A 21,208-nucleotide genomic window follows, 5' to 3' on the forward strand; every position below is an offset into this window, starting at 1 on the left:
CGCGGTCACCTACACTTTCAAATATTTTCGAACGGATAACGTACTTCCCCAGACGCCAATCAAGGTACCGAGGCCCATCAGCAGAACGGTGATTTTCCATCCCAATTCCTCTACCGGTATAAGCTTGATCATCAGCAGTCCCAATTCCATCTCATTCATGCTCACCAGCTTCGTGTAAGTCAGCAACACAACGATGGTTGTAATACCCGAAGCCACAAGCCCGATCAAGGCGCCCTCCACGAAGAACGGCCAGCGGATGAACGAATTCGTCGCCCCTACCAGCTTCATGATGCCAATCTCGCGCCGTCTAGCCAGAATCGTCATTTTGATCGTTGTGGAGATCAGGAACATCGCGGTAATGCCTAGACCGATAACAATGATAAGACCGATGTTACGGATCGCATTCGTAATCTTGAACAGCTTCTCGACCGTGCCTTGGCCGTATTTGACGCTTGTAATCGGCTTCGCTTCATCGCCGTTGTTCAGCGCTGAAATCTCGTTTGCCGCGACAGCTATTTTCTGAGGGTCAAACACCTCGACGGTAAAAGAATCCGGCAGCGGGTTGCTGTCTTTATCGTAACCGTCCAAAAGAGCGTCGCCGTCTTTGCCGAGATTTTTGCGGAGCAGCTCAAGTCCTTCTTCCTTGGACACGAACTCAACTTTGCTGACGTCGGAGAGCTTGCGGATTTTGTTCTCCAGCTCGTTAGCCTTCTGCTGATCGATATCGGTCTGCAGGTAGACGCGGATTTGCACCTGGCTCTCGATATTCGATGCCATGCTGTTGATGTTCAGCGCCAACAAGACGAATACGCCAAGCAGGAACAGCGAGAAAAAGATCGAGCTGATCGAAGCGAAGGACATCCACCCGTTGCGGATGATGTTCTTAAAGCCTTCGCGGAAGTGACGGAGGAGCGTGCTAATTCTCATACCCGTACTCCCCTCTTGCTTCGTCACGGGCAATGTTGCCGTTCTCGATGGCGATGACGCGTTTGCGCATCGTGTTCACGATTTCTTTGTTGTGCGTAGCCATTACGATTGTCGCTCCGCGGAAGTTGATCTCCTCGAGCAGATTCATAATGCCCCAGGAGGTCTCCGGGTCAAGGTTGCCGGTCGGCTCGTCCGCTACGATAACGGTTGGGTTGTTAACGATGGCGCGCGCGATAGCGACGCGTTGCTGCTCGCCGCCGGACAACTGGGCCGGAAGGCTGGCATGCTTATGTTTAAGTCCGACAAGGTCGAGCACTTCCATCGTCCGCTTCTTCATGAGGCGGCGAGGCGCTTCGATAACCTCCATGGCAAAGGCTACGTTTTCGTAAACCGTCAGCTTCGGAAGCAGCCGGAAATCTTGGAATATAACGCCGATATTGCGTCTAACGTACGGGATTTTACGAGGTTTAAGCTTGCCAATATTGAAACCGTTGACGGAGATTTGGCCTTTCGTTGGCACTTCCTCACGGTAGATCAACTTCATGAAGGTAGATTTGCCGGCGCCGGATGGGCCGACGAGGTAAACGAATTCATTACGATCTATGCGAACGGATACGCCGCGCAGGGCGTGAGTACCGTCGGTGTAAGTCTTCCATATGTCTTGCATCTCTATCAACATTATCACATCCTGTTTTTTATCAGTCTTACTTATTCGACAGGGATATACGAAATCCTTCACATTGGGTCTTATTTCCTCATTTTTCACAATTCTCATAAACGTTTGAATCGTTGATTTCCCTGGAAATATGCCTGTTTTTCGACAAACAGTGCTTGTCGACTATTGGCGAAATTGAACAATAACGGTTTAATGACAAGTACCTTTCAACTCCTGCATATACATGAAACATTGCCATTTTTAAACGGAAAGGGTGGTCTTATCATGTGGAAAAAGCTGCACCTGTGGGTCATTATCGTGTTTGCGCTGCTCTTGGTCGCATCCGTCGGCTACGGCGCCCTATCCTATTATTCCGGGCAGGATACCGTACCCGAGAAGGTTACGGCCGGAGGGGTAGATATCGGGGGGCTGTCCATAGACGATGCGCTGAAAAAGCTGGATCAATACGAGCAGCTGCTGGAGAGCCGTACGGTTACCGTCGAGGGAAACGCCGAAGCCAAGGCGGAAGGCAGCCAAACGTGGAAGGCGGCAGAGATCGGCTATAACGCCGAGTTCGTCGGGGTGAAGGAGGAGCTTAAAAAGCTTCGCGCCGGAAATGTATGGACCCGCTCGAAATTCCGCTATCATTTCCCTACTTCCTTTGAGCTGAAGCAAAGCTATGATCCGGCCGTCTTCGACAAGCTTGTCCGCGCGGAGTTCGACTGGATTGACTCCAATAAGCCCGTAAATGCCACGCGTAAAATAACGGACAACGACGAGGTCGTCTATACGGCCCACACTGACGCTTACCGAATCGACGTTGCTCCACTCGAGGAAAAGGTTGCTTCATGGATCACTGTACCCGACAGCCAGCTCGGCGGACAGCCGGAGCAGGTTCTGACCGTCCAGCTTGGCGTAAAGACCGTTCATCCGGAGATCACGCTTGAGAAGCTGAAGGATGAGGGAATCGACCGCAAAATCATGGAGTTCACGACCGACTTTAAGACGAGCGCCGAGGGCCGGGCCTATAACGTAACTTCCACGGCCAAAGCGTTAAACGACTGGGTGCTTAAACCCGGCGAAGTGTTCTCCTACGGAGATGTTGTAGCCAAGACCGAAAAGGAATACGGCTATAAGGAAGCGCCCGTTATCTCGAACGGCAAGCTTGTGCCGGGTATTGGGGGCGGGATCTGCCAGGTATCCAGCACGTTGTACAATGCGATTATCCGCACGGCAGGGATTGATATCGTTGAACGGCGCAACCACTCCCTTCCGGTCGCTTATTTGCCGAAAGGCCAGGATGCCACCTTCGCATCCGGCTCGATCGACTTCCGCTTCCGCAATTCGACCGGCAAGCAGCTGATCATCCGTACGGTTGTGGAGAACCGCAAGCTGACGGTGAAGCTGTTCGGCACGATGCCGGAGGATATCCGCTACGACATTGACTCGAGCATCGTCAAGACGGTGCAGCCTGCCGTACAAAAGGTAACGGACAAATCGCTTGGCGCCGGTCAAAGCGTTACCGTTCAAAAAGGCTCCATCGGCTATGTCGTGGATACGTACCGCACCATGTACAAGGACGGCAAACAGGTCTCGCGCGAAAAAATCTCGCATGACACGTACAGAGCGCAGCCAATCGTTGTTCACGTTGTGGCAGGCGCCGGCGGTTCTTCCGGTGCGCAAAGCTCGGGCGGCGTGGTTGAGGACGGAATTTGATAGTGTTACTAAGCTCGAATGCTTTATGATGCGGTGTATCATCACGTTGCACGAAATGCATTATACTTATCACCATTAGATCATACAGACATTTTATAATGCACGAAATGCAGGATATCCGCTCAATATGGAGCCCAAAAATCCTAAACTAGCCAGATATCCTGCACTTTGTGCAGGATATCTTTTGTTACTGGGCTGGAATGCTACATTATGCTGTATTGTGTGCAACGCAGGAGCGAGCATGGCGATTTTTCAAGCAACTTGAGACGCATTACCCTTAAGCTGACAAAAACAAATAAAAAAGACTGCCAGCACCGCTAATGGCGGGACTGACAGTCTTCTCACAAAAGAAATTAACGGCTCTTCTCAGCGTATTCGGTTACCCAAGCAGCGGTTTGCTCCAGCACTTGCTCGGCGCGGGCGATTGCCGCCTCTACCTGTACTTTTGCCGTGCCGCCATAGACGTTGCGGGCATTTACGACTTGCTCCGGCTGAAGCACGTTGTAGATGCGGTCGTCGAACAGCTGCGAGAACTGCTTGAACTCTTCCAGAGTCAGGTCAAGCAGGTATTTGTTCTGCTCGATGCAGTACAATACCGTCTTGCCAATAACCTCATGCGCTTGACGGAACGGCAGGCCTTTGCCAACGAGGAAGTCGGCGATGTCCGTTGCGTTCGAGAAGTCTTGGTTAACGGCTTGGCGCATCTGCTCTTTGTTCACTTTCATCGTAGAGATCATCGGAGCGAACAGCTGAAGCGCACCTTGCATCGTTTTCACCGTATCGAACATGCCTTCCTTGTCTTCCTGCATATCCTTGTTGTAAGCAAGCGGCAGAGATTTCAGTACCGTCAGGAGGCCAACAAGGTTGCCGTAGACGCGGCCCGTTTTACCGCGGACAAGCTCCGGAACGTCCGGATTCTTCTTCTGCGGCATAATGCTGCTGCCCGTGCAGAACGCGTCATCCAGCTCAACGAAGCGGAATTCCGTGCTCGACCACAGGATCAGCTCTTCGCTCAGACGCGACAGATGCATCATGATGATGGAAGCGTGGGACAGGAACTCAAGGATGAAGTCGCGGTCGCTTACCGCATCCAGGCTGTTCTCGTATACGCGGTCGAACTTCAGCTGGCTGGCTACGAAATGGCGGTCGATCGGGAACGTTGTTCCCGCCAAAGCGCCGGCGCCCAGCGGCAGCATGTTGATGCGCTTGTAGCTGTCCTGCAGACGCTCCAGGTCGCGGCCGAACATCGAAACGTACGCCATCAAATGATGAGCGAACAGAATCGGCTGCGCACGCTGCAAATGCGTGTAGCCCGGAACGATCGTGTCGATGTTTGCTTTCGCCTGCTCGATCAGCGCGGATTGCAGCTTATGAAGCATGTCCACGAACTCAACGACGCGTTTGCGCAGGTACAAGTGCATATCCGTTGCTACTTGGTCGTTACGGCTGCGGCCGGTGTGAAGCTTGCCGCCTACCGGACCAACATCGTCGATCAGCGTTTTTTCGATATTCATATGAATGTCTTCATCGGAGATGGAGAACTCGATATCATTGCGTTTGATGCGCTGCAGCACGCGGTGCAGGCCGTCCTTGATCGCCTCTACGTCGTCCGCAGGCAAAATGCCTTGCTTGCCGAGCATCGTTACATGCGCCAGGCTGCCTTGGATATCCTCTTCGGCAAGCTCTTTATCGAACATAATGGATGCCGTATATTCCTCTACCAATTGGTCGGTCTTTTTCGTAAACCGTCCGCCCCACAATTTGCTCACTTGGTACACTCCCTCCCGAAATTGCCATAAAGGCCGCTAGATGCATCGCACATAACGGCCTAGACGAATATTCGGTTATATTATTTCTTGCTTTGTTCTACGCCGGACGATACTTTCAGACGAAGAGCGTTCAGGCGGATAAAGCCTGTAGCATCGCCTTGGTCGTACGCTTGGGATGGATCAGCTTCCATTGTCGCGATATCCGGATTGTACAAGCTCACCGGGCTCTTCACGCCAGCGCCGATCACATTGCCTTTGTACAGCTTCAGGCGGACAACGCCTGTTACGTTCTTTTGCGACTCGGTTACAAGCGTTTGAAGCGCAAGACGCTCAGGCGCGAACCAGAAGCCGTTGTACACGAGCTGCGCGTATTTCGAGATCAGGGAGTCGCGAAGGTTCATAACCTCGCGGTCCATGGTCAGGGATTCCATTTTGCGGTGCGCAGTGAACAGAATTGTACCGCCTGGCGTCTCATACACGCCGCGGCTCTTCATGCCAACGAAGCGGTTCTCCACCATGTCCACGCGGCCTACGCCATGCTTGCCGCCCAGTTCGTTCAATTTATCCATCACTTGCAGCGGGCTCAGCTGTTCGCCGTTGATCGCGATACAGTTGCCTGCTTCGAAAGTAAGCTCTACGTATTCCGCTTGATCCGGAGCTCTCTCCGGGGATACGCTCAGCACGTACATTTCTTCGTTGGACTCTGCGCTTGGATCGAACCAAGGATCCTCGAGCATGCCGGACTCAAAGCTGATGTGCAGCAGGTTGCGGTCCGTCGAGTAAGGCTTGGAAGCCGATGCCGTTACAGGAATACCATGCTTCTCGGCGAAAGCGATCATTTCCGCGCGGCCAGGGAACTCTTCCCGGAAGCGCTCTTCACGCCAAGGAGCGACAACTTTGATATCCGGAGCAAGAGCGGCTACGCCAAGCTCGAAACGCACTTGGTCATTGCCTTTGCCGGTTGCGCCGTGCGCGATCATTGTAGCGCCTTCCGCGCGGGCGATCTCAACCATACGCTTCGCGATCAGAGGACGGGCAATGGATGTACCAAGCAGGTATTGGCCTTCGTACAGCGCTGCCGCTTGGAACATCGGGAAAATAAAGTCGCTTGCAAACTCAGCGCGCAGGTCGTCGATGTATACCTTCGATGCGCCGGTTGCCAGAGCTTTTGCCTCAAGGCCGTCAAGCTCTTCTTTTTGACCGATGTCAGCCGTAAAAGCAATAATCTCCGCATCGTAAGTTTCTTTCAACCATTTCAAGATGATGGACGTATCCAGACCGCCGGAATAGGCCAGTACGATTTTTTCCTTCGCCATAATTTCTCCTAGCACCCCTTTGAGTTATTAAAAAACTATTTCAATGCTACATGATTGCTGCCATAATCGCTTTTTGCGCGTGCAGACGGTTTTCCGCCTGATCGAAAATAATCGAGTTCGGTCCGTCGATAACGCCTTCGCTTACTTCCTCGCCGCGGTGTGCAGGCAGGCAGTGCATGAACAGGTAATCCTTCTTCGCGTATTTCGCCAATGCTTCGTTCACCTGGAAGTTGGCAAAAGCAAGCTCGCGCTCCTTCTGCTCCGACTCTTGACCCATGCTCGCCCAAACGTCCGAATATACCACGTCCGCATCGGCAATCGCTTCCTTCGGATCGCGGCACAGGTGAATGCGAGCGCCGGTTTCCTTCGCGTTGTCGATCGATTGCTTCAGAAGATCCGCGTCCGGCTCGTAGCCCTCCGGCGTCGCGATGGAAATATCAACGCCCAGCTTCGCGGCGCCCATCATCAAGGAGTGAACAACATTGTTGCCATCGCCGATGTAAGCCAGCTTCAGCCCTTCAAGACGTCCTTTGTGCTCGAGGATTGTCTGGTAATCCGCCAGCGCCTGGCATGGATGGGACAGATCCGTAAGACCGTTAATAACCGGGATAGTTGCTCCGCGCGCCAGCTCCACCACGTTGCGATGAGCGAAGGTACGGATCATGATGCCGTCAAGGTAACGGGACAACACTTGCGCCGTATCCAGAATCGGCTCGCCGCGGCCGATCTGCAGGTCATTACCGCTCAGGAACAGCCCTTGGCCGCCCAGCTGGTAAATGCCAACCTCGAACGATACGCGGGTACGTGTGGACGATTTTTCGAAAATCATGCCTAGAGTCTTGCCCTTCAGCGGTTGATAAACCTCGCCGGCCTTTTGCTTCTTCTTCAGATCAATCGCAAGATCGATCAGGTACCGGATCTCTTCCGGCGTGTAATCCAGAAGCATAAGAAAATCCCGGCCTTTTAGGCTTGCCGCCAAATCTTCTTTTACTGTATCTACCATTGTGTAACCCTCCTAAAACCTATATTTCAATTTCCAGCCCTTAGGCTTTAACCGCGTTAGCCAACAATTGCTTGAGTGTTGCCACAGCCTGATCGATCTCTTCCTTCGTCACCAGAAGGTTAGGCAGAAGACGCACAACGTTTGGTCCTGCGGAAATGACGAGCAAGCCTTGCTCTTGCGCCGCCGTCAAAACCGGGCCAACCGGCTCCACGCATTCGATTCCCACGATCAGACCTTGGCCGCGAACTTCCTTCACGAACGAATTGCCCGCGAGTTCCTTCTTCAGCTCATCAATCAGATAAGCGCCCATCTCAGCTGCACGCTCTGACAGCTTCTCGCCTACAATCGTCTCGACCGTTGCTTTTACCGCTGCCGTCGCGATTGGGGTGCCGCCAAAGGTAGAGCCGTGGCTGCCCGGGCCAAAAGCTTCGCGAAGCTTTTCCTTCGCAACCGCCGCGCCAACCGGGAACCCGCTTCCGAGACCTTTTGCCAGCGTAAAAATATCCGGCTCGATGCCGTAATGCTCATAAGCGAACAATTTGCCCGTACGGCCCATACCGGTCTGGATCTCGTCGATGATGACCAGAATTCCGTTCTCTTCGCACAGCTTCACCAGGTCTTCTACAAACGCCTGATCCGCCGGGAAGATACCGCCTTCCGCTTGGATCAATTCGAGCATAACTGCCGCTGTTTTATCGGAGATCGCCGCTTTTAAAGCTTCAATATCGTTATAAGGGATATATTTGAACCCTTCCGGCAAAGGCGCAAAGCCTTCCTTCACCTTCTCTTGTCCGGTTGCCGTCAGAGTTGCCAGCGTACGGCCGTGGAAGGAGGATTCAAACGTAATAATTTCGTATCGTCCGTTGTTCAGCACTTTCTGCTGGTAACGGCGAGCCAGCTTGATCGCTGCTTCATTCGCCTCCGCACCGGAGTTACAGAAGAAAACGGCATCGCCGCTGCTGTTCGAAGTAATCAGATGCGCTGCTTCCTCCTGATTCGGAATGCGGAACAGGTTGGACACATGCCATAGCTCATCCAGCTGCTTGATCAGAGCTTCTTTTACTTTTTGAGGCGCATGGCCAAGGTTGGTTACGGCAATACCGCTCATGAAATCGAGGTATTTGTTGCCTTGATCATCCCACAGCCAGCTTCCTTCGCCCTTCACAAGCGCGATTGGATATCTCGCATACGTTGGCAGCAAGGATTGCTCGGGCGCTGCCGCTACTTTCGTCTCGCTCATCGACTATAACCGCCTTTCTCTACTCCTGTACGATTCTTGTACCTACGCCGCCTTCACGCACGGCCCGGCTAAGAACACCCGGCTCTTCGCCGCTGACAATAACAACCTCGCGCACACGCCCTTGGATGCATTGCACTGCCGCGCGAACCTTCGGAATCATGCCGCCGTAAATTTCGCCGCTTGCAATCATCTCTTCGATCTCGGCGACGGTAACGGAAGGCAAAACCCGCTTATCGCCGTTTACCGTACGCATAATGCCCGGAACGTCCGTTACTACGATCATTTGCTCGACGCCAAGATGGGAAGCAACAGCCCCTGCTGCCGTATCCGCATTGATGTTGTAGCGCTGACCGCTTGCATCAATCCCAATCGGAGCGATAACCGGCATATAGCCCATAGCCATAACGCCTTCAATCACTTCCGCATTCACATCCGTTACATCCCCGACAAAACCGATTTCCGCGGTGTTCGCCACCGGCTTTGCTTGGATCAGCAAACCGTCTACACCGGAGAGACCTAGCGCTTTCGCTCCGTTTGTCTGGATTTTACGGACGATTTCTTTATTGATTCGGCCCGCAAGCACCATCTCGACCACGTCGAGCACAGCGTCATTGGTCTTGCGGAGACCGTTGACGAATTCCGTCTCAATACCAAGCTTCGTCAGCGTCTCGGAGATCGCCGGACCACCGCCATGGACGATAACCGGATGAACGCCGGACCCTTGCAGCTCGCGCAGCTCGCCGAAGAAGGAATCGGGAAGCGCAGCCAGCGTGCTGCCGCCGCATTTCATTACAAAACGTTGTGCCATAAGTTAATCCGTTCTCCTCTGCCCTAGCGTTATGTACGGTATGCCGCGTTAATGCGGACATAATCATACGTTAGGTCACAGCCCCAAGCCGTTGCCGTGCCGTTATCCATATGCAGGTCGACGCGGATAACAACCGTATCGCCCTTCAGATATTCCAGTGCCGCATCTTCGTCGAAAGCAACCGGACGGGAGCTTTCCAGCGTCACGATATCGCCGATTCGAACGTCTACCGTATCCGGGTTAACCGGCTGGCCTGCGCGGCCTACCGCCGCAATAATCCGTCCCCAGTTCGCGTCAGCGCCGAATACCGCGGACTTCACCAGGGAAGAGCCGATAACCGTCTTCGCAATCGCCGCAGCCGCTTCGTCATTGACAGCGCCGTGCACTTGCACTTCAACCAGCTTTGTCGCGCCTTCGCCGTCGCGGGCGATTGCTTTTGCCAGCACTTCGCATACATAACGGAGGCCAGCCGAGAAAGCTGCCCAGCCTTCATGCTCCGGCGTCAGCTCGCTGTTGCCGGCAAGGCCGCTTGCCATGGCCACCAGCATATCGTTGGTGCTCGTATCGCCGTCAACCGTAATCATATTAAACGTATAGTTTGTCGCTTCGCGAAGCAGCGTTTGAAGCGCTTCGCTTCCGATTGCCGCATCCGTGGTCACAAAGCCAAGCATTGTGGCCATGTTCGGATGAATCATGCCGGAGCCTTTGGCCGCACCGGCAATATGTACCGTCTGGCCGTCGATCTCAACCGAGACGCATACCATTTTTTGCACAAGGTCCGTGGTCAGGATCGCTTGACAGAAGCCGTCCGCCGCATCGCGGTCCGTCTCCAGCTTCGCCGGAAGCGCGTCGATACCCGCACGCACCTTATCCATCTTCAGGTTCTCGCCTATAACGCCCGTCGAAGCGACCGCAACCTGATCCGCGGACACGCCAATAGACTCGGCAAAACGCGAACGCATCTCGTAAGCATCGTCTTCGCCTTGCTTGCCCGTTACCGCGTTGGCATTGCCACTGTTCACGATAACGGCGCGCAGGAAGCCATCCGATTCAATGCTCTCTCGCGTTACCTTGATTGGCGCAGCCTGGAACACGTTTGTAGTGTAGACGCCAGCGGATGCCGCCGGCACTTCGCATACGATTGCGCCAAGATCATGGCGGGTTGTCTTCTTCAGGCCGCAGTGGAGACCACCGGCTTTGAATCCTTTAGGAGTCGTAATCGATCCGTCCGAGACGACCGAATACAGCGCTTTAGCTTGTTGCACCTGTCCCATTTCTCCTCGTTTCTCCTTCACCTTGTACGAATAATTGCTCAATTTAAAACTTTATAAGTATAAAGAATATTCTTAACGCCATATTTTCAAGATCACGGATATACCGGCACGAACTGCAGGCCGATGCCTTCATCCCAGCCCATCATCAGGTTGAGGTTCTGAATCGCTTGTCCCGACGCGCCCTTAACAAGGTTATCAATGACCGAAATAATCGTAATGCGGCCCGTTCTCTCATCGTAGTTAAACGCAATATCGCAGTAGTTGGAGCCCCATACTTCCTTCGTCTGCGGCAGAACGCCTTCCTTGCGGATGCGGACGAATTGGCGGCCTTCATAGAATTGCTTATAGAGTTCAATAAAATCAGCGGCGTTATGCTCGCCCTTCACCGAAGCGTACATGGTAGACAGGATTCCTCTTGTCATCGGCACCAGATGCGGCGTGAACGTGGTCACAACCTCCCGGCCCGCTGCTTCCGACAGCACCATCTCGATTTCAGGGACATGCTGATGCTGATTTACCTTGTATGCTTTGAAGTTCTCGTTCAGCTCGGAGTAATGCGTGCCAAGGCTTGCGCCGCGGCCTGCGCCGGATACGCCCGATTTCGAGTCGATAATAATCGTCGCCGGATCAATCCAGCCTGCCTTCACGGCAGGAACAAGACCAAGCAGTGCGGACGTTACGAAGCAGCCCGGGTTCGAAATAAACGAAGTACCTTGTACTTTGTCGCCGTTAATCTCAGGGAGAGCATATAGAGCTTGCTTCAGGTATTGCTCATCCGCCGGTGTTTTTTTATACCATTTCTCGTATAAAGCCGTATCCTGCAGACGGAAGTCGCCGGACAGGTCAATGACCTTCAGGCCGGCATCCAGCAGCTGCGGAGCAAGCTTAGCCGCAACTCCGGCCGGCGTTGCCGTAAAGACGACGTCAGCCTTCGCTTTGATCCCTTGCGGATCCACGTCATCAAGCAAAGCCGTCTGGATGTCCGTCAAATGAGGGAACCATTCCGCAATCGGCATTCCCGCGCTGGACGAGGAAATAACCGACGTAATCTCCACCAACGGGTGGCTAGCCAACAAACGAATAAGCTCAATACCGCCATAACCGGTAGAGCCGACGATCGCAACCTTCAATTTCTCGCTCATACACGTTCTCTCCCTTAAAAGAAGTTGAACCCGAAGCATGGATTCAACCTACCTAGATCATCTAAATCTATATTGTACATGAATCAGGTTCACATGGAAATATTACGTTGTTTCGTATTATTATACAGTCGTATTCATATTAATACAATGTTAAAAAGATGTCATTTTCCGTACAATTTATTCCGATTTGAACCCCTGTCCCACAACCTCCGCCGTGTTGCTTATAATGACGAAAGCGCCCGGATCCACCGCTCTTACCAGCTGCTTCAGCTTCGCTACTTCCATCTGCCCCACTACGACCATCAGCACCTGACGCTTCTCGTTCGTGTAGCCGCCATGCGCGTCCAGCTTCGTAACTCCACGGTCCAGGTCATGAAGGATGGTATTGACAAGCAGATCGGCATGATCGCTGATAATAAAAGCAACCTTCGACAGCGGAATGCCGCTCTGAATAATATCAATCGTCTTGCTGGTTACGAACAGTCCGATCAGGGCATACAAAGCCGCCTCCGGCGAAAGAAAAATACCCGACGCCGCGATAACGCATCCGTCAAAGCAAGCCACAGCCAGCCCAAGCGGAATGCCGGTATAACGGTGCAAAATCTGCGCGGCCAGATCAAGCCCCCCAGTTGAGGCCCGCCCGCGGAATACGATGCCAAGCCCGAGCCCTACGCCGATACCGCCATAGATAGCCGCGAGCAGCATATTGTCGGTAGGAGGCGACCAGTGTGCCGTAAGCAGGACAAATAAAGGAAGCACAATGGTGCCAAGCAAGGTTTTTAGCGCGAACCGTCTGCCGAGCAGGAACAGCCCAGCCAGGAAGAGCGGAATATTCAGCGCCCATTGGGTATAAGCCGGCGTGATGCCAAGCGTTTTATGCACAAGGATCGATATGCCCGATACGCCGCCGGAAGCGATTCCATTCGGAGCGAGAAAAAGATTAAAGCTGAGAGCTACTATAAATGAACCAATAATGACCTGCAAAAAGCTCCAGACGACATCAAGCGGCGTTGCCTTCCTGCCTGCCGGTCGCCTGTTGCGTTTTGAAATTTCTACCTCGTTATTCTTGCTGTCCATGGATCACCATGCCGCCTCTCTGTCAGTCATTCTCTGTTATGTTATTCATGCCGCGCATGACTTTCCATCGTATGTAGTTCCCATAACGCACAAAAAAGAAGAGTTCCAACCTTTATAAGTGTTGGAGCTCTTCCCCAAAGCTATGCATATAAACTTGCCGTTTCCTTAGTCGTGACGGATCTGACTGCGCAGATAGCCGTCAATAAAAGCATCTAGGTCGCCATCCATTACGGCGCCAACGTTGCCTGTCTCCACCGAAGTCCGGTGATCCTTCACCATGCTGTACGGATGGAAGACGTACGAACGAATCTGGCTGCCCCATGCGATATCCGACTGCTCGCCGCGAATTTCGGCAAGATGCTTTTGCTGCTCTTCGATCTTGCGCTCATAAAGCTTCGAACGAAGCATATTCATCGCACGCTCGCGGTTCTGAATCTGCGAACGCTCCTGCTGGCAGGCTACGACAATGCCCGTCGGAATATGCGTAATCCGGATAGCCGACTCCGTCTTATTGACGTGCTGGCCGCCGGCGCCGCTCGCGCGGTACGTATCGACCTTGAGATCCTCGGTACGAATCTCCACTTCAATATCTTCCGTAATCTCCGGTACCACGTCGCAGGATACGAAGGACGTATGTCTGCGGCCTGACGAGTCGAACGGAGAGATGCGAACCAGACGGTGAACGCCTTTCTCCGCTTTCAGATAGCCGTAGGCATTATAGCCTTTGACCGCAATCGTTACGCTCTTGATCCCTGCTTCATCGCCGTCCAGATAGTCGAGCACCTCAACTTTGAAGCCCCGCTTCTCCGCCCAGCGCGTATACATCCGGTACAGCATTTGTGCCCAGTCCTGCGATTCGGTTCCGCCCGCACCCGGATGCAGCTCGAGAATGGCATTCAGCTTATCATATGGCTGATTCAGCAGCAGCTGCAATTCAAAGCCATTAACCTTTTCGTTCAGGGAAGCTATGCCTCCAATGACTTCAGCCTCCAGCGAATCATCGCTTTCTTCGTCAGCCAGTTCAATCAATGTCTGTAGATCCTCGCAATCCGCATTCAGCCGTTCATAATGCTCAACGACCGACTTAATCGCATTCAGCTCCGAGATAATGCCCTGCGCTTTCGTATTATCGTCCCAGAAATCCGGGGCAGTCATTTTCTCTTCAAAGTTCGCGATATGCTCCAGCTTCAGATCTAAGTCAAAGAGACCCCCTGAGTTCTTGGAGCCGCTTCGCCACTTCACGCAAATCCTGTTTTACGTTTGTTTCTATCATCGCGTAGCTTCACCTCAAAATTAAGTATGCGCGGCCTGGCCACGGTAAATCCGTGCAGACCGCATAAACGCGCCGTTCGCCCGCTAAGGGCTGACCGGCGCGTTAACCGTGTATGTTACCTTATGCAAATAGCTCAGGTCAGGTGTTACTTGCCCATGCCATGGCACATTTTATATTTCTTGCCGCTGCCGCATGGGCAGAGATCGTTGCGTCCCGTGCGCTCTTCGCGCTTCGCAGGGCGTTTCTCCGCTTCCGCCGGGCTGTTGGTCGTAGTCTGGCCTTGCGCAACCTCTTGACGCTCCAGGTTACTCTCGACGCGTGCCTTCATGATGTACTTCGCGACTTCTTCCTGGATGCTGTAGATCATTTCCTTAAACATCTCGAAGCCTTCGAACTGATACTCGCGGAGCGGATCCGTACCGCCGTAAGCACGGAGGTGGATACCTTGGCGGAGCTGATCCATCGCATCGATGTGATCCATCCATTTGCTGTCTACCGCGCGCAGTACGACAACCTTCTCGAATTCACGCATCGTTTCGGCGCCAAGCTCAGCCTCGCGCTCATCGTAATAAGCAACAACCTTATCCTTGATAAGCTCGATCATATCTTCCTTCTCTTTGCCCCACAGATCGTCCTTCGAGAACGTATCTTCAGGGAGAAGGTTCGAGTTCGCGTAATCCGCAATTTCCTGCAGATCCCACTCTTCCGGAATATCGCCTTCCGTATGGGCTTCAACCACATGCTCGATAACCGGTACGATCATTTCCATAACGATCTCGCGGATGTTCTCCGAGTACAATACGTCACGGCGCTGCTTGTAAATCACTTCCCGCTGCTGGTTCATGACATCGTCATATTGCAGGACGACTTTACGGGTATCGAAGTTGCTGCCCTCTACGCGCTTCTGAGCGGACTCAACGGCACGCGTAATCAGGCGGCTCTCGATCGGCTGGTCTTCTTCCAGACCCAGACGGTCCATCATGCCCATAATGTTCTCCGCGCCAAAGCGGCGCATCAGCTCATCCTCCAGGGAGAGATAGAACTGCGAGGAGCCCGGGTCGCCTTGACGGCCGGCACGACCGCGCAGCTGGTTGTCGATACGACGGCTCTCATGGCGCTCCGTACCGATAATGTGCAGACCGCCTACTTCATGAACGCCTTCGCCGAGCAAAATGTCCGTACCGCGTCCCGCCATATTCGTTGCGATGGTAACCGCACCCGCTTGACCTGCACGGGAGATAATCTCAGCTTCCTCCGCATGGAACTTCGCGTTCAGTACTTTATGCTGTACGCCGCGCTTCTTCAGCATGTCGGACAAACGTTCCGAGTTCTCGATGGAGATTGTACCAACGAGGACCGGCTGGTTATGCTTGTGACGCTCTACGATTTCCTCAACAACGGCTTTAAACTTGCCGTTCTCGGATTTGTAGACCACGTCCTGCATGTCTTTACGGATAAGCGAACGGTTTGTAGGAATTTGAATAACCTCAAGACCGTAGATCCGTTTGAACTCTTCTTCCTCCGTCTTCGCCGTACCGGTCATGCCGGACAGCTTGCGGTACATACGGAAGTAGTTCTGGAACGTAATCGTCGCAAGCGTCATGCTCTCGTTCTGAACCTTCAGCTGCTCTTTCGCTTCAATCGCTTGATGCAGACCGTCGCTGTATCGGCGGCCAGCCATCAGACGACCCGTGAATTCGTCAACGATGACGACTTCGTCTTCGTTAACCACGTAATCCACATCGCGTTTCATGATGACATGCGCTTTAAGCGCTTGTTGAACGTGGTGGTTAAGCGTTACGTTCGCGTGATCGAATAAGTTCTCAATGCCGAATGCTTTCTCCGCCTTATCAACGCCAGCTTCCGTCAGCGTTACGTTGCGAAGCTTGATGTCGACCGTGTAGTCTTCTTCCTGCTTCAAACGGGTAACAAAACGGTCTGCGGCATAATACAGCTCCGTTGATTTTTGTGCTTGTCCGGAGATGATCAGCGGCGTACGCGCCTCATCGACCAGGATGGAGTCCACTTCGTCTATGATTGCATAATAAAGCGGGCGTTGAACCATTTGCTCTTTGTACAGCACCATGTTATCGCGCAAATAGTCAAAGCCGAACTCATTATTGGTTCCGTAAGTAATATCGCAGGCATAAGCCTCTTGCTTCTCTTCATGCGTCAAGCCGTGCAAGTTACAGCCGACAGTCAGTCCAAGGAAATTATAAAGTTCAGCCATGATCTGGCTGTCGCGTGATGCAAGGTAATCGTTGACCGTAATTACGTGTACGCCTTTGCCTTGCAGTGCATTCAGATAAGTAGGAAGCGTCGCAACGAGCGTTTTACCTTCACCGGTTCTCATCTCTGCGATCTTGCCTTCGTGCAGCACCATACCACCCATCAGCTGTACGTCAAAATGGCGCATGCCAAGCGTACGCTTCGACGCTTCGCGCACAACCGCGAAAGCTTCCGGCAGAATCGAGTCAATATCCTCGCCTTTCTCAAGACGCGCCTTGAACTCTTCCGTTTTATTACGCAGCTCATCGTCTGACAGCGGCGATATCTTGGACTCAAGTCCGTTAATTTCTTCTACCGTACGCGTGAGACGCTTGACCTCGCGCTCGTTCGCATCACCGAATATTTTTTTCACTAGTCCGAGCATGGTCTTCCCCTTTCATAAATACGCCTGTTTGCCTTAAATTGTAACAGTTTGTCGTGACGCCCGCAACGCATCGCGTTCATTTCCAGCAATAAGCAGGTATACATTCATATAAAAGGCCTCTTCCCCGTCGGAGAAAAGGCCGTGATTGGCAATTTAATAAGTAAGAATGCGGAAATAATTGCTGGGGTTCAGATTTTATTCTTGCTCGATCAGGCCGTATTTCCCGTCGCTTCTTTTATAAACAACGTTCACTTCCTTATTATCGATATTGGAGAATACAAAGAAGTTATGTCCAACCATGTTCATTTGCAAAATGGCTTCTTCAACGTCCATCGGCTTCAGCATGAAGCGCTTCGTCCGGACGAGCTCAAGTTCGTCTTCCTCATCCATAACGGATACGGCGGTCTGGCCGATGCCTTCCTTGAACAGAGCCTTGACGCCACTTTCATGTCTGAACTTACGGTTCATCTTAGTCTTATGTTTGCGGATTTGACGTTCCAGTTTGTCCACCACAACGTCAATGGAGGAGTACATATCCTCACTCTTGTCTTCCGCCCTCAGCATGACGCCGACCAGCGGGATGGTTACTTCCACCGCATGTTTGCCTTTGGTAACAGACAACGTGACGGTTGTTTCGGAGGCAGGAGCTTCAAAATACTTTTCCAATCGACTGATCTTCTTCACAGCATACTCTCGTAAAGCTTCTGTCACTTGAATACGATGACCTCGAATGATGTATTTCATGGTACATTCCTCCTTTACGTGTTCTTATTATAACATATGCCAGAGCCTATTTCAAAATAGTTTTTTATTTATTATGAATTTTCAGATAATATTTTCGGAGGATCAGTTTGAATCTGTTTCTTCATTAATATGTGGATAAGCTATGGATCATGACAGTTGAAAAAGGGGCTATAAAAAAATGAAAAGCCCCGGTTTCCCGGAGCTTAGAATAGGCACTTGTCAATCGAACCATATAATGTGGCTGAATGAGTCAGCCTAGATGATTACAGTTTGACTACGTTTGCAGCTTGTGGACCGCGAGCGCCTTCTACGATGTCGAATTCAACCGCTTGGCCTTCTTCGAGCGTTTTGAAGCCCTCGGCTTGGATTGCGGAGAAATGAACGAATACGTCGCCGCCTTGTTCAGTCTCGATAAATCCATAACCTTTCTCTGCGTTAAACCATTTAACTTTACCTTGCATACATAAACAGTCCCTTCATCTTCAAATACTGTGAGGCGTCTAAGTTATGTTATGGCCCACAAGTCGAATATACCACCATTGACACACTATTGTCAATATTTCCTTGTAAGCGAATACATTTTTTTTAGACAGCCCCGCAGACTACCTTTTTGTATCAAAAAAGAGACTGTCTCCGCCGCCATATGCAGAGTCATATCTAGCCTGGGAACGGCGTCCCTGCTGGATTTTATCCCATTGCTGCCTTGCTTCGTCGCGAATGGTAACCATCCTCGCAACGATGACGGACTCGATGGAAATTAACCGGTCGGCTTCCAGCCGGAGCATGGCCATTTGCTCCGCCGGGACAACCAGCTGCTCCAGCTCCAGGAACAGTTCTTCTCGCTGCTGCATATATTCGTCGAACTGTTCCAGATCGGCGCTGTCCAACCGCTCAACCAAATTAGACGACAGTAGAATGAGTCGCTGTAAAAGAGCTTCCATTAGCTTGTCCCGCCATTTGATTGACTTGCTTGGCCGCTTCCACCCACGTTGCCTTCAGATCGATCAGGTGTCCAAGCACCTCTTCGGCCGGTGCGGCATCCTTCCGGGTATTGGCTTCGATTAACCGGTGGTTGAAATAATCGTAAAGCAGCAGCAAGCTTTCCGATACCGGATTCGAGCGATCCAGCGTAATGATGAACTCGCTAATAATATCCTGTGTCTTCACGAGACTTGTATGGGCATCCGCATTCCGCTGCTCCTTGATAGCCTCAATGCCCTGACGGCAGAAACGAATTGCCCCGTCATAAAGCATGATAAGCAAAGCAGCCGGATTAGCCGTCTGTACCGAAGTCTGCATGTATGGATTTCGCGGTTGGTATTGCATGGGTTATTAGCCTCCTAACAATGATGCTAAGCTACTACTGCGAGCGTTCATCTGACTGATGTATTTCTCCATTGCGGTAAACTGATTGTAGTACCTGTCTTCCATATCAGCCAACTTGGTTGATAGAGCGGATATCTGCTTATCCAGATCAAGTGATTCTTTACCAAGGATAAATGTATTTTTAACGGAAGTGCTTGTCCCGGCTTTATCAACAATCTGACTAAATATGGCACTTGTCTGATTGTATAGCCTTGTTGCGACACCGTCTCCGGCAGTAGATTTACTATCCTTATCGTCTGCGTTAAACAATGCCATAACTTCATCCGGCTTCTCAGCAATCATTTGCTTTAGCTTCGTTTCGTCAATATACAGCTTACCTTTATCTAAATAACTACCGCTAACAGCAGTTCCGCTAATTAACGAGCTCGAAATCCCAATATCGGATAAGCTCTTTAATTGCCCAGACGCCATGCCGCTAATAGAGGAAGAAAAAGCTTGTCTCATGGAGTACAGACTGCTTGTAAGAACGGAATCATTAGCCAGCATACCACTTTTTGCTTTGTCTTCCCATTGTTTAATCTGATCATCGGTCATTTCTTTCTTCTGTGCGTCAGTCAGCGGAGCATAATCGCGATACTTCTCTTCCGACAATTCCGAGTTGATGGAACCGATCAGATCATTGTACTTATCTACGAAGGTTTTGATCTTGTTAAATACGGAATCAACATCCTGCGTAACGCCAATGTTCGTTGCATCGGATCCTTCCGATTTTGCCGTGATGCTAAGGCCGGCGATTGTGAAAGTGTTTGAGTCATATTCACCTTCTACGCCGTTAAACTTTACTTTGGCGTTTTGGCCTTGCGTATAAATAGAAGGTGCTGTATCGGTAGGCGTAGCGCCTGTCAAACCAAGAGCACCAACCACACCTACATCGGAACCCGAAGTGAAATCAATCGTTTTACTTTTATCAGGATTATCAATAACCAAGTTGCCAGCGGAATTCAAAGATAAAGAAACGCCCGTATTCTTAAGCGAATCATTCATCTTCGAAACCAGATCGCCAACTGTCGATTTATCGGTAAGATCAACCTTATACTCTTTCCCACCGATTTTCAGGGAGAATGCTTTGCCAGCAAAAGAATCCAAGGAGGTACCCGATGCCAGCTTCTCCGTTCCTGTTGTAGTTGCAGCCGTTGTGCTTGTAGTCAGGCCTAGAATGCTTCCTACATCCGTACCTCTCAAATCAATATCCGCAGCCGCGCCTGTTTTGGAAGAAGAGAAGAACATTGTCTTCAAAGTAGAGTCATAGGCTACCTTTACCCCTGTTTTTACGGACTGCGCGTTAATCTTATTGGCAAGATCCTGGTAAGTATCCGCGCTCTTAACCTCAACGTCAACGCCATTGACGGTAATCGTTGTATCCTTGCCAACGGTTGTGCCCGTTAAAGTTCCACTCTTTAGAGTTGCTGCTTTGGCCAGCTGTTCCACTTGCAGGGTGTACGAACCTTCAATTGCCGTTGCTGTTCCCGTTACCGTAGCCACATTTGTATTCGAGGAAGAAGCAGTTTTCGTCAAATAACCGGATTGCAGCTTCATATCGAATGAAGCATTTTTAAAATCCAAAATCTTGTTGTTGATCGCCCGATAATCGTCCTGTTTCCACTGGTTAATCTGCTTTTTCTGGTTGAGCTTGTCTAGTGGTACGCGCTGGGCATCCATGATTTGTTTAATCATGCTCTCATAATCCATACCCGATGCTAACCCGGTTACACGTAAAGTACTCACTCTTATCCCTCCTGATCTTTACCGTTTCTCGTCAACAATTAAGCCTGCCATTTCCCATAGTTTTGCGATAAAGTCCAGCGATTTCTCCGGCGGTATTTCTCTTAACACTTCGCCCGTTTCTTTATCCTTCACTTTTACTGCGACAAGATGGGTTTGTTTGTGCACGTCGAATTGCAGTTCCGTTGGCCTTCCGCGCATAGCCTTAACAGCATGCTCAATATTTTTGAATAACTGCTGCTCACCGATGCTTATCTTTTCACCGCGCAGCTCCGCCATCTTAACATCTTCAAAGCTGTTATAGGTGCGCGCTCCTTGAGCAGCTGCTTCCATCTGTACCGAAGTTTCTGCATAATCTTCTTTGCTTGGAATACTCTTTGGTGCTTCAGATGCTGAAATTCGTTCCGATGGAAAATTCGATCCTGAGATAGAGAAATTTGAACTCATCCGAATTTTCCTCCTGCCAGATTGATGTTACCTATTATATCGGCATATGAAAAAGC

General features: G+C 51.3%; 19 protein-coding genes. 1 reads left to right on the forward strand and 18 read right to left on the reverse strand.

Going from position 1 to position 21,208, the window contains the following annotated elements; all coding sequences use genetic code 11:
• Positions 1–9: 9 nt before the first annotated feature.
• On the reverse strand, positions 10–927 hold the full coding sequence (ftsX, locus tag WFJ73_RS30205) for a permease-like cell division protein FtsX (protein ID WP_336776598.1): 918 nt from the start codon (positions 925–927) through the stop codon (positions 10–12).
• A complete protein-coding gene (gene ftsE / locus WFJ73_RS30210; protein WP_336776652.1) occupies positions 917–1,603 on the reverse strand; it encodes a cell division ATP-binding protein FtsE in 687 nt (228 codons plus the stop codon). Before ftsE ends, ftsX begins: the two co-directional genes overlap by 11 nt.
• A gap of 264 nt (positions 1,604–1,867) precedes the next feature.
• On the opposite strand from ftsE, the gene WFJ73_RS30215 reads away from it, so the two are divergent.
• A complete protein-coding gene (locus tag WFJ73_RS30215; RefSeq protein WP_336776599.1) occupies positions 1,868–3,298 on the forward strand; it encodes a VanW family protein in 1,431 nt (476 codons plus the stop codon).
• A gap of 353 nt (positions 3,299–3,651) precedes the next feature.
• Here WFJ73_RS30215 and argH read toward each other — a convergent pair whose 3' ends face one another.
• The 16 genes from argH to WFJ73_RS30295 form a co-directional block, all read right to left on the reverse strand.
• On the reverse strand, positions 3,652–5,067 hold the full coding sequence (argH, locus tag WFJ73_RS30220) for an argininosuccinate lyase (RefSeq protein ID WP_336776600.1): 1,416 nt from the start codon (positions 5,065–5,067) through the stop codon (positions 3,652–3,654).
• Between the two features lie 80 nt (positions 5,068–5,147).
• Entirely contained in the window at positions 5,148–6,383 is a 1,236-nt protein-coding gene (locus tag WFJ73_RS30225; RefSeq protein WP_116393584.1) for an argininosuccinate synthase, read from the reverse strand.
• Between the two features lie 46 nt (positions 6,384–6,429).
• Positions 6,430–7,386, reverse strand: a complete 957-nt coding sequence (gene argF, locus WFJ73_RS30230) for an ornithine carbamoyltransferase (RefSeq protein ID WP_116393585.1) — start codon at positions 7,384–7,386, stop codon at positions 6,430–6,432.
• A 40-nt stretch (positions 7,387–7,426) separates the two neighbouring features.
• The gene (locus WFJ73_RS30235) at positions 7,427–8,626 is read right to left on the reverse strand and encodes an acetylornithine transaminase (RefSeq protein ID WP_336776601.1); all 1,200 of its coding nucleotides are present in this window, start codon (positions 8,624–8,626) and stop codon (positions 7,427–7,429) included.
• Positions 8,627–8,645: 19 nt separating this feature from the next.
• Positions 8,646–9,434: an acetylglutamate kinase gene (gene argB / locus WFJ73_RS30240; RefSeq protein WP_336776602.1), complete on the reverse strand. Its 789-nt coding sequence runs from the start codon at positions 9,432–9,434 to the stop codon at positions 8,646–8,648.
• Positions 9,435–9,463: 29 nt separating this feature from the next.
• Positions 9,464–10,708: a bifunctional ornithine acetyltransferase/N-acetylglutamate synthase gene (gene argJ / locus WFJ73_RS30245; RefSeq protein WP_336776603.1), complete on the reverse strand. Its 1,245-nt coding sequence runs from the start codon at positions 10,706–10,708 to the stop codon at positions 9,464–9,466.
• Positions 10,709–10,800: 92 nt separating this feature from the next.
• Positions 10,801–11,850 carry an N-acetyl-gamma-glutamyl-phosphate reductase gene (argC, locus tag WFJ73_RS30250; protein WP_336776604.1) on the reverse strand — a complete coding sequence of 350 codons (1,050 nt, stop codon included), beginning with the start codon at positions 11,848–11,850 and terminating at the stop codon, positions 10,801–10,803.
• A gap of 177 nt (positions 11,851–12,027) precedes the next feature.
• Complete coding sequence (locus WFJ73_RS30255; protein ID WP_336776605.1) at positions 12,028–12,927, reverse strand: YitT family protein; 900 nt, start codon at positions 12,925–12,927, stop codon at positions 12,028–12,030.
• A 165-nt stretch (positions 12,928–13,092) separates the two neighbouring features.
• Positions 13,093–14,200 (reverse strand): peptide chain release factor 2 gene (gene prfB, locus WFJ73_RS30260; RefSeq protein WP_015847287.1). Its coding sequence is split into 2 segments (ribosomal slippage): positions 13,093–14,127 and positions 14,129–14,200, totalling 1,107 coding nucleotides; the frame shifts between segments, so codons are not numbered across the junction.
• Positions 14,201–14,345: 145 nt separating this feature from the next.
• Entirely contained in the window at positions 14,346–16,853 is a 2,508-nt protein-coding gene (secA, locus tag WFJ73_RS30265) for a preprotein translocase subunit SecA (protein WP_336776606.1), read from the reverse strand.
• A 195-nt stretch (positions 16,854–17,048) separates the two neighbouring features.
• A complete protein-coding gene (gene hpf, locus WFJ73_RS30270) occupies positions 17,049–17,597 on the reverse strand; it encodes a ribosome hibernation-promoting factor, HPF/YfiA family (protein ID WP_336776607.1) in 549 nt (182 codons plus the stop codon).
• A gap of 263 nt (positions 17,598–17,860) precedes the next feature.
• Positions 17,861–18,058 carry a cold-shock protein gene (locus WFJ73_RS30275; protein WP_015847290.1) on the reverse strand — a complete coding sequence of 66 codons (198 nt, stop codon included), beginning with the start codon at positions 18,056–18,058 and terminating at the stop codon, positions 17,861–17,863.
• A gap of 141 nt (positions 18,059–18,199) precedes the next feature.
• Positions 18,200–18,538 (reverse strand): hypothetical protein, encoded by a 339-nt coding sequence (locus tag WFJ73_RS30280; protein ID WP_336776608.1) that lies wholly within the window; start codon positions 18,536–18,538, stop codon positions 18,200–18,202.
• The gene (fliS, locus tag WFJ73_RS30285; protein ID WP_336776609.1) at positions 18,498–18,923 is read right to left on the reverse strand and encodes a flagellar export chaperone FliS; all 426 of its coding nucleotides are present in this window, start codon (positions 18,921–18,923) and stop codon (positions 18,498–18,500) included. The genes WFJ73_RS30280 and fliS overlap by 41 nt, the downstream gene beginning before the upstream one ends.
• Positions 18,924–18,929: 6 nt before the next feature.
• The gene (gene fliD, locus WFJ73_RS30290; protein WP_336776610.1) at positions 18,930–20,708 is read right to left on the reverse strand and encodes a flagellar filament capping protein FliD; all 1,779 of its coding nucleotides are present in this window, start codon (positions 20,706–20,708) and stop codon (positions 18,930–18,932) included.
• An 18-nt stretch (positions 20,709–20,726) separates the two neighbouring features.
• Complete coding sequence (locus WFJ73_RS30295) at positions 20,727–21,152, reverse strand: flagellar protein FlaG (protein ID WP_336776611.1); 426 nt, start codon at positions 21,150–21,152, stop codon at positions 20,727–20,729.
• Between the last annotated feature and the right edge of the window lie 56 nt (positions 21,153–21,208).

The sequence above is a fragment of the Paenibacillus sp. MMO-58 genome, assembly GCF_037146255.1.
In the GTDB taxonomy this organism is placed as follows: Bacteria; Bacillota; Bacilli; order Paenibacillales; family Paenibacillaceae; genus Pristimantibacillus.